12 protein-coding genes are annotated in these 12,976 nt (G+C 60.8%); 6 read left to right on the top strand and 6 right to left on the bottom strand.

Annotation, left to right across the window (positions count from 1 at the left end; genetic code table 11):
- Nucleotides 1-108: 108 nt before the first annotated feature.
- The 5 genes from Q1A63_RS16820 to Q1A63_RS16800 all read left to right on the top strand — a co-directional run bounded on the left by Q1A63_RS16820 (nucleotide 109) and on the right by Q1A63_RS16800 (nucleotide 5,663).
- Nucleotides 109-1,215, top strand: coding sequence for a tricarboxylate transporter (locus tag Q1A63_RS16820; protein ID WP_298972810.1), 1,107 nt, complete (start codon nucleotides 109-111; stop codon nucleotides 1,213-1,215).
- Between the two features lie 67 nt (nucleotides 1,216-1,282).
- Complete coding sequence (locus Q1A63_RS16815; RefSeq protein ID WP_298972809.1) at nucleotides 1,283-3,310, top strand: tripartite tricarboxylate transporter permease; 2,028 nt, start codon at nucleotides 1,283-1,285, stop codon at nucleotides 3,308-3,310.
- Nucleotides 3,311-3,320: 10 nt separating this feature from the next.
- Nucleotides 3,321-4,406, top strand: coding sequence for a 4-oxalomesaconate tautomerase (locus Q1A63_RS16810; RefSeq protein ID WP_298972808.1), 1,086 nt, complete (start codon nucleotides 3,321-3,323; stop codon nucleotides 4,404-4,406).
- Between the two features lie 52 nt (nucleotides 4,407-4,458).
- Complete coding sequence (locus Q1A63_RS16805) at nucleotides 4,459-4,698, top strand: hypothetical protein (RefSeq protein WP_298972806.1); 240 nt, start codon at nucleotides 4,459-4,461, stop codon at nucleotides 4,696-4,698.
- Entirely contained in the window at nucleotides 4,695-5,663 is a 969-nt protein-coding gene (locus Q1A63_RS16800; protein WP_298972803.1) for a D-2-hydroxyacid dehydrogenase family protein, read from the top strand. Before Q1A63_RS16805 ends, Q1A63_RS16800 begins: the two co-directional genes overlap by 4 nt.
- Here the strand turns inward: Q1A63_RS16800 and Q1A63_RS16795 are convergent.
- Together Q1A63_RS16795 and Q1A63_RS16790 are read right to left on the bottom strand one after the other, a co-directional pair.
- Nucleotides 5,641-6,669, bottom strand: coding sequence for an AbrB family transcriptional regulator (locus Q1A63_RS16795; RefSeq protein ID WP_298972801.1), 1,029 nt, complete (start codon nucleotides 6,667-6,669; stop codon nucleotides 5,641-5,643). The two genes, Q1A63_RS16800 and Q1A63_RS16795, sit on opposite strands and share 23 nt — an antisense overlap.
- On the bottom strand, nucleotides 6,666-7,277 hold the full coding sequence (locus tag Q1A63_RS16790; RefSeq protein ID WP_299632261.1) for a GntR family transcriptional regulator: 612 nt from the start codon (nucleotides 7,275-7,277) through the stop codon (nucleotides 6,666-6,668). Before Q1A63_RS16790 ends, Q1A63_RS16795 begins: the two co-directional genes overlap by 4 nt.
- Before the next feature lie 102 nt (nucleotides 7,278-7,379).
- Here Q1A63_RS16790 and tcuA point away from each other — a divergent pair, with 102 nt between their 5' ends.
- Nucleotides 7,380-8,852: an FAD-dependent tricarballylate dehydrogenase TcuA gene (tcuA, locus tag Q1A63_RS16785; protein ID WP_298972797.1), complete on the top strand. Its 1,473-nt coding sequence runs from the start codon at nucleotides 7,380-7,382 to the stop codon at nucleotides 8,850-8,852.
- A 160-nt stretch (nucleotides 8,853-9,012) separates the two neighbouring features.
- On the opposite strand, the gene Q1A63_RS16780 is transcribed toward tcuA, so the two are convergent.
- From Q1A63_RS16780 to Q1A63_RS16765, 4 genes are all read right to left on the bottom strand, one after another.
- On the bottom strand, nucleotides 9,013-9,786 hold the full coding sequence (locus Q1A63_RS16780; RefSeq protein WP_298972794.1) for a hypothetical protein: 774 nt from the start codon (nucleotides 9,784-9,786) through the stop codon (nucleotides 9,013-9,015).
- A 193-nt stretch (nucleotides 9,787-9,979) separates the two neighbouring features.
- The gene (locus Q1A63_RS16775; RefSeq protein WP_298972793.1) at nucleotides 9,980-11,509 is read right to left on the bottom strand and encodes a cytochrome c peroxidase; all 1,530 of its coding nucleotides are present in this window, start codon (nucleotides 11,507-11,509) and stop codon (nucleotides 9,980-9,982) included.
- A gap of 31 nt (nucleotides 11,510-11,540) precedes the next feature.
- Entirely contained in the window at nucleotides 11,541-11,741 is a 201-nt protein-coding gene (locus tag Q1A63_RS16770; protein ID WP_298972791.1) for a hypothetical protein, read from the bottom strand.
- On the bottom strand, nucleotides 11,731-12,957 hold the full coding sequence (locus tag Q1A63_RS16765; RefSeq protein ID WP_298972789.1) for an NAD(P)/FAD-dependent oxidoreductase: 1,227 nt from the start codon (nucleotides 12,955-12,957) through the stop codon (nucleotides 11,731-11,733). The genes Q1A63_RS16770 and Q1A63_RS16765 overlap by 11 nt, the downstream gene beginning before the upstream one ends.
- Between the last annotated feature and the right edge of the window lie 19 nt (nucleotides 12,958-12,976).

The raw sequence follows: 12,976 nt of genomic DNA, 5'->3' as shown, positions 1-12,976 counted from the left end.
GTGCAAGGTTCGCAGGTAACCTTTGTGACATCAACCGGTCCGGGACAAGACCGGCGATTTTGCATGGCGTCTTCCCGAAAGGAAGCGCCACATATCAGGGAGGAACATATGTCCTTAATCACAACCACGCGTCGCGTGGCGGTTGGCCTTGTGGCCGCGGCTGCTGCGACTTTTTCACTTCAGGCCCATGCGGGCGGCCACGGCATCGATCTGAGCGGCAAGACCGTTGAGTGGATCATTCCGTTCTCCGAAACCGGCGGATCGGCCAAATGGGCCAACTTCTATGCGCCGCTGCTGTCTGAGGCGTTGCCCGGCGAGCCCACCGTCGTCGTGAAGTTCATGCCCGGTGCCGGATCGACCAAAGGCGCCAACTTCTTTCAGGAGCAGGAATATGACGATGGCACGCTGATCTTCGGCTCCAGCGGCTCAACGCAATTCCCGTTCCTGCTGAGCGATCCGCGGGTGAAATACAACTACGCCGACTGGAACGTGGTGCTCGCCTCTGGTACCGGTGGCGTCGCCTATCTGCCACCGGATCTGGCTGCAAAGATGGACGGGCTGAGCGCCACACCGCTGCAGGGTGAAGATTTCATCTACGGCAATCAGGGCGCGACCCGTCTGGATCTTGTGCCCACTTTGGCCTGGGAAATGCTGGGGCTGAATGTCGAGAGCGTCATGGGCATCAAGGGACGCGGCGATGGTCGCCTGATGTTTGAACGGGGTGAGGCCAATATCGACTACCAGACCTCTTCCTCTTATCTGTCGGGTGTGACCCCGCTGGTCGAGGCGGGCACTGCCGTGCCGATGATGACCTGGGGCGCGTTGGATGATGCGGGCAATATCGTGCGGGACCCGACCTTCCCGGACATTCCCACCTTCAAGGAAGTGTGCGAGGCCACCGATGGCTGTGAAACTTCCGGCGAAAAATGGGATGCCTGGAAGGCATTCTTCATCGCGGGATTCCCCGCCCAGAAGATGGTCTTCTTGCCAGCAGGTGCGACGGCGGATGCCATCGCCACCTATACCGCTGCCTTTGAAGCGGTGAAGGCGCGGGCCGACTTTGCGGAAATCTCCGGCAAACGTCTGGGCAAATACCCGCAAATGACTGGTGAGGCCGCGCAAACAGCGCTGGAAAGCGGCACCAATGTGACGCCGGAAGCCAAGGACTTCGTGGTCAATTGGCTGCAGGAAAAATACGGCGTTTCGCTGAACTAAGCCTTGTTTTTTGAGCGCCCCGGCCAACGGTCGGGGCGCTTTTCCAAGCAAGGCAGGGAGAGAGTTCATGGATGTCATCATGGAGGCGTTGCCCGCATTGGGCGATGCATGGGGGTTGATCCTGCAACCCGTCGTGATCGGGTATCTGGTGCTTGGCGTTGTGATGGGCCTGTGTATCGGGGTCTTTCCGGGGCTCGGCGGGATTGCCGGTCTGTCGCTGCTCTTGCCCTTCATGTTCGGGATGGATCCGATCCTGGGCCTGGCGCTGATGGTGGGTATGGTCGCGGTGGTGCCGACCTCCGACACCTTTGCCTCCGTCCTGATGGGGATTCCGGGATCATCCGCCTCGCAGGCGACGGTGCTCGACGGTTTCCCCATGGCCAAGAAAGGGAAGGCCGCGCGGGCCTTGTCCGCCGCCTTTGCCTCCTCCCTTTTCGGTGGGTTGGTAGGTGCTAGCTTCCTCACCGTCTTCATCCTGATCGCCCGGCCCATCGTGCTCGAATTCCGCACGCCGGAGCTTTTGATGATCACGATCTTCGGCCTGTCCATGGTGGGCATTCTGGCGGGCCGCGTGGCGATCAAGGGGATCGTGGCGGCCGGTCTTGGCATGCTCATCGGCACCATCGGCGAAGGCGCCTCCTCCGGCGATCTGCGGATGTCCTCCTACGACCTGCCCTATCTGACCGACGGGTTGAAACTGGTGATCGTCGGCCTTGGTATCTTCGCCATCCCGGAGATTGTCTCGCTGTTGCGCCAGGACCGCGCCATCTCCAGCGAGCCGCAACTGGGCGGTGGATGGCTCGAAGGTGTGAGAGACTGGTTTGCCAACATCTGGCTGTCCGTGCGGTGTTCGATCATCGGCGTTGTCGTCGGCGTGATCCCCGGTTTGGGCGGGTCGGTCGTGGACTGGATCGCCTACGGGCACGCGGTACAGACGACCAAGGACAAATCGAACTTCGGCAAAGGCGAAGTGCGCGGCGTGATCGGACCGGAAAGCTCCAACAACGCCAAGGAAGGCGGCGGTCTCGTGCCAACCCTGCTCTTTGGTATCCCCGGTTCCGGCTCCATGGCGATCTTCATCGGGGCCATCGCGCTTCTGGGCTCCGGTCAGATCGAGGTCGGCCCGGCCATGTTGAAAAACAACCTCGACATCACCTATTCCATCGTCTGGTTGCTGGCGCTGGCAAATGTGGTGGGCACCATCATCTGCATCGCGGCCTCCGGCGGCATTGCGAAACTGACGACCATTCGGTTCGCCCTGCTGGCGCCGTTCCTCTTTATGATCATCAGCTTTGCCGCCTTCCAGTCCGGTCAAAACCTGATGGATCTTGTCGCCCTCTTCGCCATCGGCTTTCTGGGACTGATGATGCGCCGCTTTGACTGGTCGCGGCCCGCCTTCCTGATCGGATTTGTGCTCTCCACCCCTGCGGAGAACTACGCCAACCAGGCGCTCCAGATCGCGCAGTCGCGGTTCCGGAAAAGCTTCGAGGACGGGCTCGACTACATCTTCAGCCCGATCGTCATTGTCCTGCTGATCATCACTGTGATCTCTGTCGTGATGGGGCTGCGCCAGGCCAAAAACATCATGGCCGAAGGCGACGTACAATCCGGTTCAAAGCGTGCGCCTTTCGTGATGCTGCTCGTGGTGACCGGCTATATCGCCTACGCCTTCTATGACGCCGCCTCGATCCCGAGCTTCAGCCGCGACCGGACCTTCCCGATGTTTGTCGCCGGGGTCTGCCTGGTCGGTTGTGCGATCCTGATCATCACCATGATGCTGAAGCCCGAAACAGATACGATCTTTGCCGACCGCGAAAAGAGCGGGGAGGAGGCCGATGCCACCCATGGATTGTGGCCGACGCTGGCGTGGTTTGCCGGGCTGCTGATCCTGACCTCGCTTTTCGGGTTCATCCTCGCGCTCACCGTTTTCCTCTTCAGCTTCATGAAGCTGCGCGCCCGCGTCAGCACCGCCTATGCCGCGATCTACACTGCCGTCGGCCTCACCTTCATGTGTGGCATGGCCTGGCTGCTCAACCGCGATTTTCCACCCGGGCTGCTGCAGGAATATGCGGATTTGCCATGGCCGTTGACCTGAGCAGACGGCCATGACCCAGACCGCCATCCCCTTCCTCTTCATGCGCGGCGGCACCTCGCGCGGGCCCTACCTCAACCGCGCCGATCTGCCCGAGGATGCCGAGACCCTGGCCGAGGTGCTGATCGCCATGCTCGGGTCAGGCCATCCGATCAATATCGACGGGATCGGCGGCGGCGTGGCGGTCACGACCAAGGTCGCGATGCTCTCGCAATCAGACGACCCTTGGGCGGATGTCGACTATTTCTTTGCGCAGGTCAGTGTCGAAGACAGGCTTGTCGATTTCAAACCCACCTGCGGCAATATCCTGTCGGGCGTCGGCCCCGCGGCCATCGAAATGGGGTTGGTTCCCGCACGGCAAGACGAGACGCCCGTCAACATTCGCGCCGTAAATACCGGAGCCAAGGTTGCGGCGCTGGTGCAGACGCCGGGTGGTCAGGTCCGCTATGACGGTGATACGCAGATTGCCGGGGTGCCGGGCAGTGCGGCCCCCGTTGCGCTACAGTTCATGGAAACCGTCGGCGGCGTGACCGGGGCTTTCCTGCCCACCGGCAATCTGATCGACGTGATTAAGGGCATAGAGGTCACCTGCATGGATGTGGCCATGCCCATGGTGATCGCAAACGCTGCAAGCTTCGGGCTGAACGGGTATGAAAGTGCAACGGAGCTTGATGAAAACAAGGCTTTTTTCGTGCGTATGGAAGCGGTGCGTCGCGAAGCGGGCCTGCGCATGGGGATGGGTGATGTGTCGCAATCCGTCACACCGAAGTTTGGCTTGCTGGCCCCCGCAAGAGACGGCGGAACGATGACGGCGCGCTATTTCATGCCGTGGAATTGCCACCCCTCCATGGCGGTGACCGGCGCACAATGCCTCGCCTCTTGCATTCTGACCCCTGGCACCGTGGCCGATGTGGCGTTGCCAAACGAAACGCCCGCCCGGGTCACGTTGGAACACCCATCCGGCGCCATTGACGTCGATGTCGCCTTCGAGAACACCGCCAGCGGCTTTGCCGTGAAATCCGCCGGATTGGTGCGCACCGCCCGTAAACTGGCGAGCGGCGCTGTCTATGTGCCCGCATCAGTCTGGGCAGGTGATTGACGCAGCCTAATTTCAGTATACAATAGTATACAGTAAACAAGGAGGAAGCATCATGACCGATCAGTTCGAAGACTGCATCCTGGCCGCGCAATCAGAACTTGCCGTGGCGCGCCGGTTGCTCAGCGATGAAATCAGCGCTTACCCGGTCCCGATTTCGGGATGCGACGCGCAATTCAATCACCTGCTGGCGGAACGACAAAAGGTGTTGCTGGCGATCCGCTCGCTGGAAGAAGACGTCTTTATTCCGACCCCGCGCGCGCCCACAGCAGCCGACGGCGTAGAAAGCCGGTGAAAGTCCATATTCTGGACGATTGGTTCGACACGCTGCGCACCCTGCCCTGCTTTGCCAAGCTGGCCGCGCATGAGGTGACCGTTTGGACCGACCATGAACCTGACCCAGAACGTCTGGCGGCGCGGCTCCGGCAGGCGGAGGCTTTGGTGCTTTTCCGCGAGCGCACGCGGATCGGCGCGGATCTGCTGGAACACCTGCCCGACCTGCGCCTGATTTCGCAGCGCAGCGTCTATCCGCATATCGATGTGGACGCCTGCACGCGTCATAACGTGCTCTTGTGCTCGAACATGCATTCCGACACGCCCTCCTATGCCGCCGCAGAACATACGCTGGCCGTGATCCTGGCCAGCTACCGGCAGATCCCCCAGCAAGTTGCCTCGCTCCGCGCGGGTACCTGGCAATCGGGTGTGGGGCGTAGCCTGCGGGGGCGAACCCTAGGCCTCTATGGCTACGGCAGGATCGCAAAGGCCGTCGCGGGATATGCCGAGGCGCTTGGGATGCAGGTGCAATGGTGGGCCTCGCCGGAAGGGCGCGCCCGCGCCGCCGCAGACGGGGTGATAGTTGCAGCCAACCGCGAAGCCTTCTTTGCCACCTCGGATATCGTCAGCCTGCACGTGCGCCTGAAGCCTGAGACCAAAGGCATCGTGACCGCCGCAGACCTCGCCACGATGCAACCGCGCAGTCTGTTGGTGAATACGTCGCGGTCCGGTCTGATCGCCCCCGGCGTGCTTGAAGCGGAAATGACGCGAAACCGCATTTTCGCGGCCGTCGATGTCTTTGATAGCGAACCCCTGACCGACACGACGCATCCGCTGCTGACACATCCCAATGTGCTGCCAACCCCGCACATCGGCTATGTCACCGAGGATGAATTTGATCTGCAGTTCAGTGACATCTTTGACCAGATCAACGCCTATGCCGATGGCGCGCCCATCAACATGATCAACCCGGAGGTTTGGGGCTGAACATCCGCGCCGCCAGCGGTGCCCCAAGGATCACCACGACAATGCGCAGCACGTGGTGGGCAATCACAAAGGCCATATCGGCCCCTGCAATCAGCGCAAGCACGGTCATTTCGGCCTGCCCCCCGGGGGCGAAGGCCAGCAGCGTTTCCATCGGTGGGGCAAGCTGTAGCAGATGGATCGCCTCGACAAAGAGGCTCGTCAGCACCAGCAGGATCAGGCAGAACCCCAGCGCTGCGGTCACGTCGCGGCGCACCTCATGGCCGGTCACACCCGCGTATTTTGTGCCCACCGTCATCCCGATGAAAAACTGCGCCATCCAGATCGCCTCTGCCGGGGGGCGGTGCTGCAGAACACCCAGCAGCGCAAGGACACCCGCAAGGATCATTGGCCCCAGAATGGACGCGCCAAAGAGCCCGACCCGCTTCGCGACCTGCCAACCGACGATCCCGCAAACCGCCATCAGGAACAGCTGCGACAGCGGCAGCGTCGTTGCGGGCACGCCAGGGGGATTGCTGAGATCAACTCCCCAATAGCCCTTGAGAATGAAGGGCAGCGCCACAACGATGACCAATACCCGCGTCGCATGGATCAACGAAAGCGCGCGCACGTCCCCCCCGGCCTCCTCCCCGAAAAGCAGCATATCCTGCAGGCCGCCGGGCATCGCACCATAGTAGCTGGTGGCGAAGTCAAACCCCCAGAGACGCTGAAAATACGGCACCCCGATAAGACCAATGAGAAACACCATCAGTGGCACAAGGATCAGCGTCGTCCACATGCCCGCCATCGTCACCACAAGCGCCCAGGTGAAGGTCGCCCCCACGGCAACCCCCAGAATGGTGCGCATCAGGTTGTTGACCACCGGGACCCCGCGCATCGGCACCCCGGCAAGGGCCGCGATGAGACAGGCTGTGATCGGCCCCAGCAACCACGGCAGCGGCAGGTGCAGCAGGTGAAACGCACCCACGCCAAGGGTTGCGATCGCATGCGATAGAATGACCTGTTTCATGCGGACATCACCATGAGACGGTGGCGCAATGACGTCTGCAAATGGGTTTCAGCGGCGGCGGCAGCGGCTCCGGCATCCCCGGTCCGGATGGCATCGATGATCACCGCATGCTGATCCACGACCGTGCGGATCCGCGCCGCATCCGCCAGCGTTGTGGGCCCTAGAAGCAAAAGGGCGTTGTTGAGCGCACGCGCAGATTCCAACAGGAAACGGTTGCGTGCCGCCAAATGAATCGAGCGGTGAAACTGCTGGTTGATCGCGGCGGCGACCGTGGGTTTTTGCACGGCGGCGGCGATCTGCGCGTTCAGGGCGGCCAGCGCATCAACCTCGGCCTCGGCAGCGTGTTTGGCAGCCATCCGTGCCGCCGTGCTTTCCAGCACCAGGCGCATCTCATAAAGCTCGACCACCTCGGTCCGCGACAGGGTTCGGATCACGGCGCCACTACGCGGCCGGTGCTCGATGATGTTTTCGGCTTCAAGCCGCCTTAATGCCTCCCGCACCGGGGTGCGTGACAGGGACAGGCGGTTCGCGACATCGACCTCACGCAACCGGTCGCCTGGCTTAAATTCCCCCGCCTGGATCGCCGCCATGATTTTGGCGAAGGCCACGCCCCCTTGAGAAAGATCCGTTGGTTCAGGAGTGGTCAAGACAATGGCTTTCCAAATTGTATACGTCTGGATACAATACGGCAATACTGAGGAGAGTCGCAAATGTCAAAGCAAGTCATCGTTGTTGGATCGGGCAATGCCGCCCTCTGCGCTGGCATCGCCGCCTGTGAAGCCGGCGCAAAGGTCCTGATGCTGGAAAAGGCGGATGAAACGCTCGCCGGTGGCAATACCAAATATACCGCGGGCGCGATGCGATTTGCCTATGACAGCGCCGATGACCTGCTGCCGTTGCTCAAGGACCCCGATGATCCGAAACTCTCTGTGACCGATTTCGGGGGTTACACAAGGGACAAATTCGCCAGTGACCTCTTGGCCTTCAACGGCGGGCGCGCCCTGTCCGAGGAACAGGAAAGCCTGATCGCAGAAAGCCTTCCGACGATGCAATGGCTTGGACATCATGGTGTCAAATTCGAACCGATCTACAGCCGTCAGAGTTTTGAGAAGAATGGGCGGCATGTGTTCTGGGGTGGGCTGACGCTTGCGACCGAAAACGAAGGCGTCGGGCTTTTTGATATGGAACTGGCTGCCTTCGAACGACTGGGCGGGGAGATCAGGTACGACAGCGCGGTCACCGGTCTGATCATGGAGGATGGACGTGTTTGCGGTGTCGAGACCGGCGGTGGGGTGCTGCACGCGGATGCCGTCATACTGGCCTGCGGTGGGTTTGAGGCCAGTGCCGACATGCGCGCGGAACTGATGGGCGGGCATTGGGACAAGGCAAAGGTGCGCGGTACCCCTCATAACACCGGCGACGGTCTGGTGATGGCTGGCAGGGTCGGGGCAATGCAATATGGGCTCTACGCCGGTTGCCACGCCACACCGATGGATTTGCACATGGCGGACTATGGCGGCCTGTCCCTGCCCCCCTCTGAGCGCAAGAATTACCGCAAGATCTGCTACTTTCTGGGCGTGATGTTGAACGCCAAGGGTGCGCGCTTTGTCGATGAGGGCGAGAATTTCCGCAACTACACCTATGCGCAATTCGGCAAGGCGGTGCTGGAGCAGCCAGGCCATTTCGCCTGGCAGGTTTTCGACGCAAAGGTCGATGATTTACTCTATGCGGAGTACCGGTTCCATGATGCCCATTTCGTGCAGGCGGACACGCTGGAGGAACTTTGCGCCAAGATGGACGGCGTAGACCAAACCCGGGCGTTAGAGACGGTGGCGGCTTTTAATGCTTCGGTAAACGAGGAGGTCACCTTTGACCCCACGACCCTTGACGGCAAGAACACGATTGGCCTCGACCTGCCGAAATCCAACTGGGCGCAAAAGCTCGACACCCCACCGTTCAAGGCCTACCCGGTCACCGGTGGCATCACCTTCACCTATGGCGGCCTTAAAGTGTCTGAGCAAGGGGCGGTTATGAGCGGGGACGGAAACGCAATTCCCGGCTTATACGCCTGCGGCGAAATGGTTGGCGGCGTTTTCTTTGAAGGTTACCCCGGCGGGTCCGGCCTGACCTCGGGGGCCGTTTTCGGGCGCCGCGCCGGGGACGGCGCCGCCCGAGGCACCTGAGCCGAATTTATCCAAACAGTCAATTGCATGGGGTTGGGAATGGATGTCGTTGGCTTGCGCGTTTTGAGTGCAAATGATCTTCGATCATCGTCGCAAAGCCCACCACCTTGCAGTTTGTCAGGACACCGGGGCGGCACATTTACCGCCCCGAAACCTGCAGCTACATGCCCGCGCGCTTGGGCAGGCCGACATACATCTGCACATGTGTGACGGTGGAGAATTCGCCGGTCAGCGGCCCGTAGGTCTGACCGTCTGAATGCCACGCCACCGCAAGATCGGCCATGAGGTGCTCTCCGGTAAGCTGCAGACAGGGTGAGATCGTCCGCATGAATTTCGCCGACCCGTCCGCCTCTGCGACAAAGACGTTTTCCGATCCATCGCGTGCGCCAAAAGGCAGATCGTAGGTGCCGATGAACGGTTCTGTCGGCGGCCACACCATGAAATCATGCCACATCGTATAGACACCATTCGGCACGAGGTTTTCGAAGGCGAAATCCACCTCACCGACGCCGTCCTCGCAGGTGTAGGTGCCTGCGCCTTTGGCCGCAAACCACTCACCCAGTGTGATGCCCAGCGCAGGACCTTTCGGATAGGGGCCCGTGTCCGTGGTATCCAGGAAATTATGGGCAACAGGAACCGCCGGTGCATAGAGGGGGGCCTCCATATCGCGGGTGGCCGCCGTTGGGCGGAACACCTCACCCGAGCCCGGCACTTTTTCGTAGAAGACGTCCTGCTCTGCCATGCCTTCATCAATGTGGAAAATGAAACTCAGGGTCATGTGTTCAGGCGCGGCGGATGTGGCCAGCGTCGCCGAGGTGTTTGCGACCGACCCAACCGGAACCCCGGAATCGAATTCGAGCTCAGCTTTATCCGCAGCCAGGGCCGCCGTTGCAAGAACCAGTAGCGACGCGCCGGAGAAGAGAGATTTATGCATTTTTCAGTCCTTCATAAGTTGATTTGGCGAAATTGCCTTTTTGGAAAACGGCCCGATCCGAAAGGGATGAGATCGGGCCAGGTGAAAGCCAGCAGCGGGTGTTTTGGGCTGTCGGCACGTCCCGGGTCAGATGTAAGCCATCGATCCGGGACCATTCGGGGTCAGAGTGCGTGTTCAAAACAGATCGGTCGCCTTAGGGCACATCCTGCGAAGCGGCGGGTTGCGGTGGCAGACCGGAGGGAACGCGCGCAGGTATGAGATGTGTGCGGTCAATTGCCGTCGGATCTGTCAGGCTGTGCAGGAAGGCCATCAAGGCATCAACCTCCTCATCCTCCAGCGCCACCGGATCGATCTGCGCTGCAGCAGCAATCCGGTGGCGCAGGTTGTCGGATCGGTGCACCCAGGTGTCACGCAGATCAAACGCCGCGCGGCGCTTCGCATCGACCAGCGGAAAGAGCAGCTTTGATCCTTCACCTTTCGCCTCGATCACCTGATCTAGCGGTAGCAATCTCGCCTCGGCGACATCGTAGGCATGCAGTGACGCGGTGCTGTCGAGGTGGTGACGCACCATCGCCTCCAGATCACCAAAGGCACCATTGTGCCCCCACGGGCCGGTCAGCGCGACGTTGCGCAGGCTGGGCGTGCGAAAGGCGAAAAGGTCGGCTTCTTCAAAAGTGACGCGGTAGCGCCCTTCATCCTCCAGCCGATCCTTGAAGCCAGACGCCCGCCAATAGCCGGTATCCGCGCCATGCCCCTTGCCGGGGCCTACCTGCGGTACGCCGATCGCGTGAAATGCGTGATCCGTCATTAGGGGACCGGAGTGGCAGGTCACACAGCCTGCTTTGCCATTAAAAAGCACAAATCCACGCTTCTGCTGCGCATCAAGGGCCGTGTCGTCGCCGGCGCTCCACCTGTCGAAGGGGCTCTCATCAGATCGAAACGCGACGGTTTGAAACGCCGCCAAGGCCCGCGCCGCCGCGACAAAGGAAACAGGCGTGTCCGATGCCAATTCGGGAAAGGCCGTGTCAAACATGGCCCGATAGTCGGGATTTGCATCCAAACGCGCGGCCAGCAGACGCCAGGCATCACCAAGGCGGTCTTCGGCAACAGCGGTTGCAACCGGGTTTTCACCCTTCTGCCCCGCCATCTCGGACGGCGATAACACCGGGAACATCGCCTGTGCGGCGAGCAGCGTATCCAAGCCTTCTGGCAAATCTTCGCGGGCGGGGCTCCAGAACCCGCTTGCAAAGGTGCCCGCGACATCAGGCTCCAGCCGCCCGTCGTGAAACATGGAGACATATTCGCGCGCACCAATATTCCACAGCGCCTGCGCATTGCGCGGAATGCGTTCAATAACACCATCCGCAGTGCGCCGATCCGGGCCAAAACCGGTTCCGCCTTCGCCAATCGACAAGGCAACACCATCGCTGCTTCCGCGCGCGGGATCATGGCAGGTGCCGCAGGCGATATTCTGGTTTCCGGACAGGATGGGGTCGAAAAACAAAGCGCGGCCCAGAGAAACCATCGCCTCCGGCGGCGCGCCATCGTAGAGGAAGGCCGCATCCGTTAATGGTGCCGGTCGCATCGTCTTTTCTTCCGCCTTGGCGTGAAACACGCCGCCTACAGACATCGCGATGATTGAAATTGCGCTGACGGTCGTGAAAAAGCGCCGAAAGAACAGTTGGGCGGCAGGACGGGTTTGCAGGTGCTGCATCGGTCTCATCTCTTGTTCAAATTTGGTTTCTAGATTTGGATCAGTTCCAGAGATCGCGACCGAACCGGTTGCGTTCTGCGCGGGTGTGATGGTCCAACCCCATGTCCCGCAACAGGTGGTCGGGCAAATCATCAAGGGCACGCAGTTCACGTCGTTGGCGCAGGTCTGCTACCCATTTTTGCAGAATCTTTCGCAGGCCCGGTCTGTGCGGTACCAAGCGGTTCATAACTTTACTGGTCATCGTTAACTCCATTCACATTGAGCGCCTTTAGCGCCAAGTCGTTCGCGCCGTATGTGACGCGGTTCACGGTCGATAATTTTTTTTCAGACGCGCTAATTGCCTCTGCAATGCGTTGCGCGCCTACGCTTGCTCTATGGAAAAACCCTTTGAAATGAGTTCTGTACCCCGTGAACCACAGGCCCGGGCAATTCTCATCAGGCTCACCAGTGGGGTGCAGAGGCCTCCCTTCGGCATCCAGAACACCAAATTTTTCGAACAATGGCGCCAACCCGGTCGCGTAGCCGGTCGCGCAGATCACCACGTCGGCGAGAATCTTCCGCCCATCAGCGAGCTTTACGGCGTTCGGCGTAAATCCGACGGTCTCCGCCACCGCTTCGACCCGACCGGATTTCAGCGCGGCAACGAACCCGTCATCAAGGGCAAAAGTCACCCCCTCACGCAGCATGCGCGTCCCGCCGCCCAAGACATGGCGCCGCATCCCATGACTGCGAAGATTGCCAAAGGCCAGCCATTGGATCGCGGCAAAAAGCGGATCCAGCGACCATTTTGGGACGTGCAGAAAAAGCCCCGCCAACCGATGCAATGGGAACCCGAAAACCCGCGTGGGCAGGATCGATGGCCCGTGCCGCAGCGACACCCAAACCTTTGACGGCGCGCTGCGCGACAGGTGGTTGAGCACGTCGGTGCCGGAGTTTCCTGCCCCCACCACAAGCACCCGTTTGCCATCGTAGGATCGCGGATCTGCAAAGTCGGCTGCGTGGATCACCGCGCCCCCGAAGTCTTCAATGCCAGGCCAGACCGGAATCACCGGCAACCGCTCCCGACCTGTGGCGACGATCAGATAAGCCGCCCGATGCACGCCCCGGTTGGTGACCACCTGCCAACCGCCCCAGGCGCGCTCGACTGCGCTGACGGATTCGCCAAAATGGATATCTACATCCAGATCATGCGCGTATTCCTCAAGGAATTGCACCACCGTGTCTCGGCGCACAAAGGTGCCATCCGCCCGTGTCATCTTCTTGCCGGGCAGAGCGGCGTAATGCCGGTGGATGTTCAGCCGCAATTGTGGATGCCGCGACCGCCACGGGTCAGCCACCTGATTCTGCGCCTCCAGGATCTTCACCGGAATGTCGCGCGCGCGGAGTTCTTTTGCCACGGCCAGGCCCGACAAGCCCGCACCGATCACAATTGCGCTGTTCTTGAAATCTTCTGTCACTGGTACTCTCCTCACTCAG

The sequence above is a fragment of the uncultured Roseobacter sp. genome (assembly GCF_947499265.1).
Taxonomy (GTDB): Bacteria; Pseudomonadota; Alphaproteobacteria; order Rhodobacterales; family Rhodobacteraceae; genus Roseobacter.
This window is presented reverse-complemented; position numbering and strand designations above follow the sequence as displayed.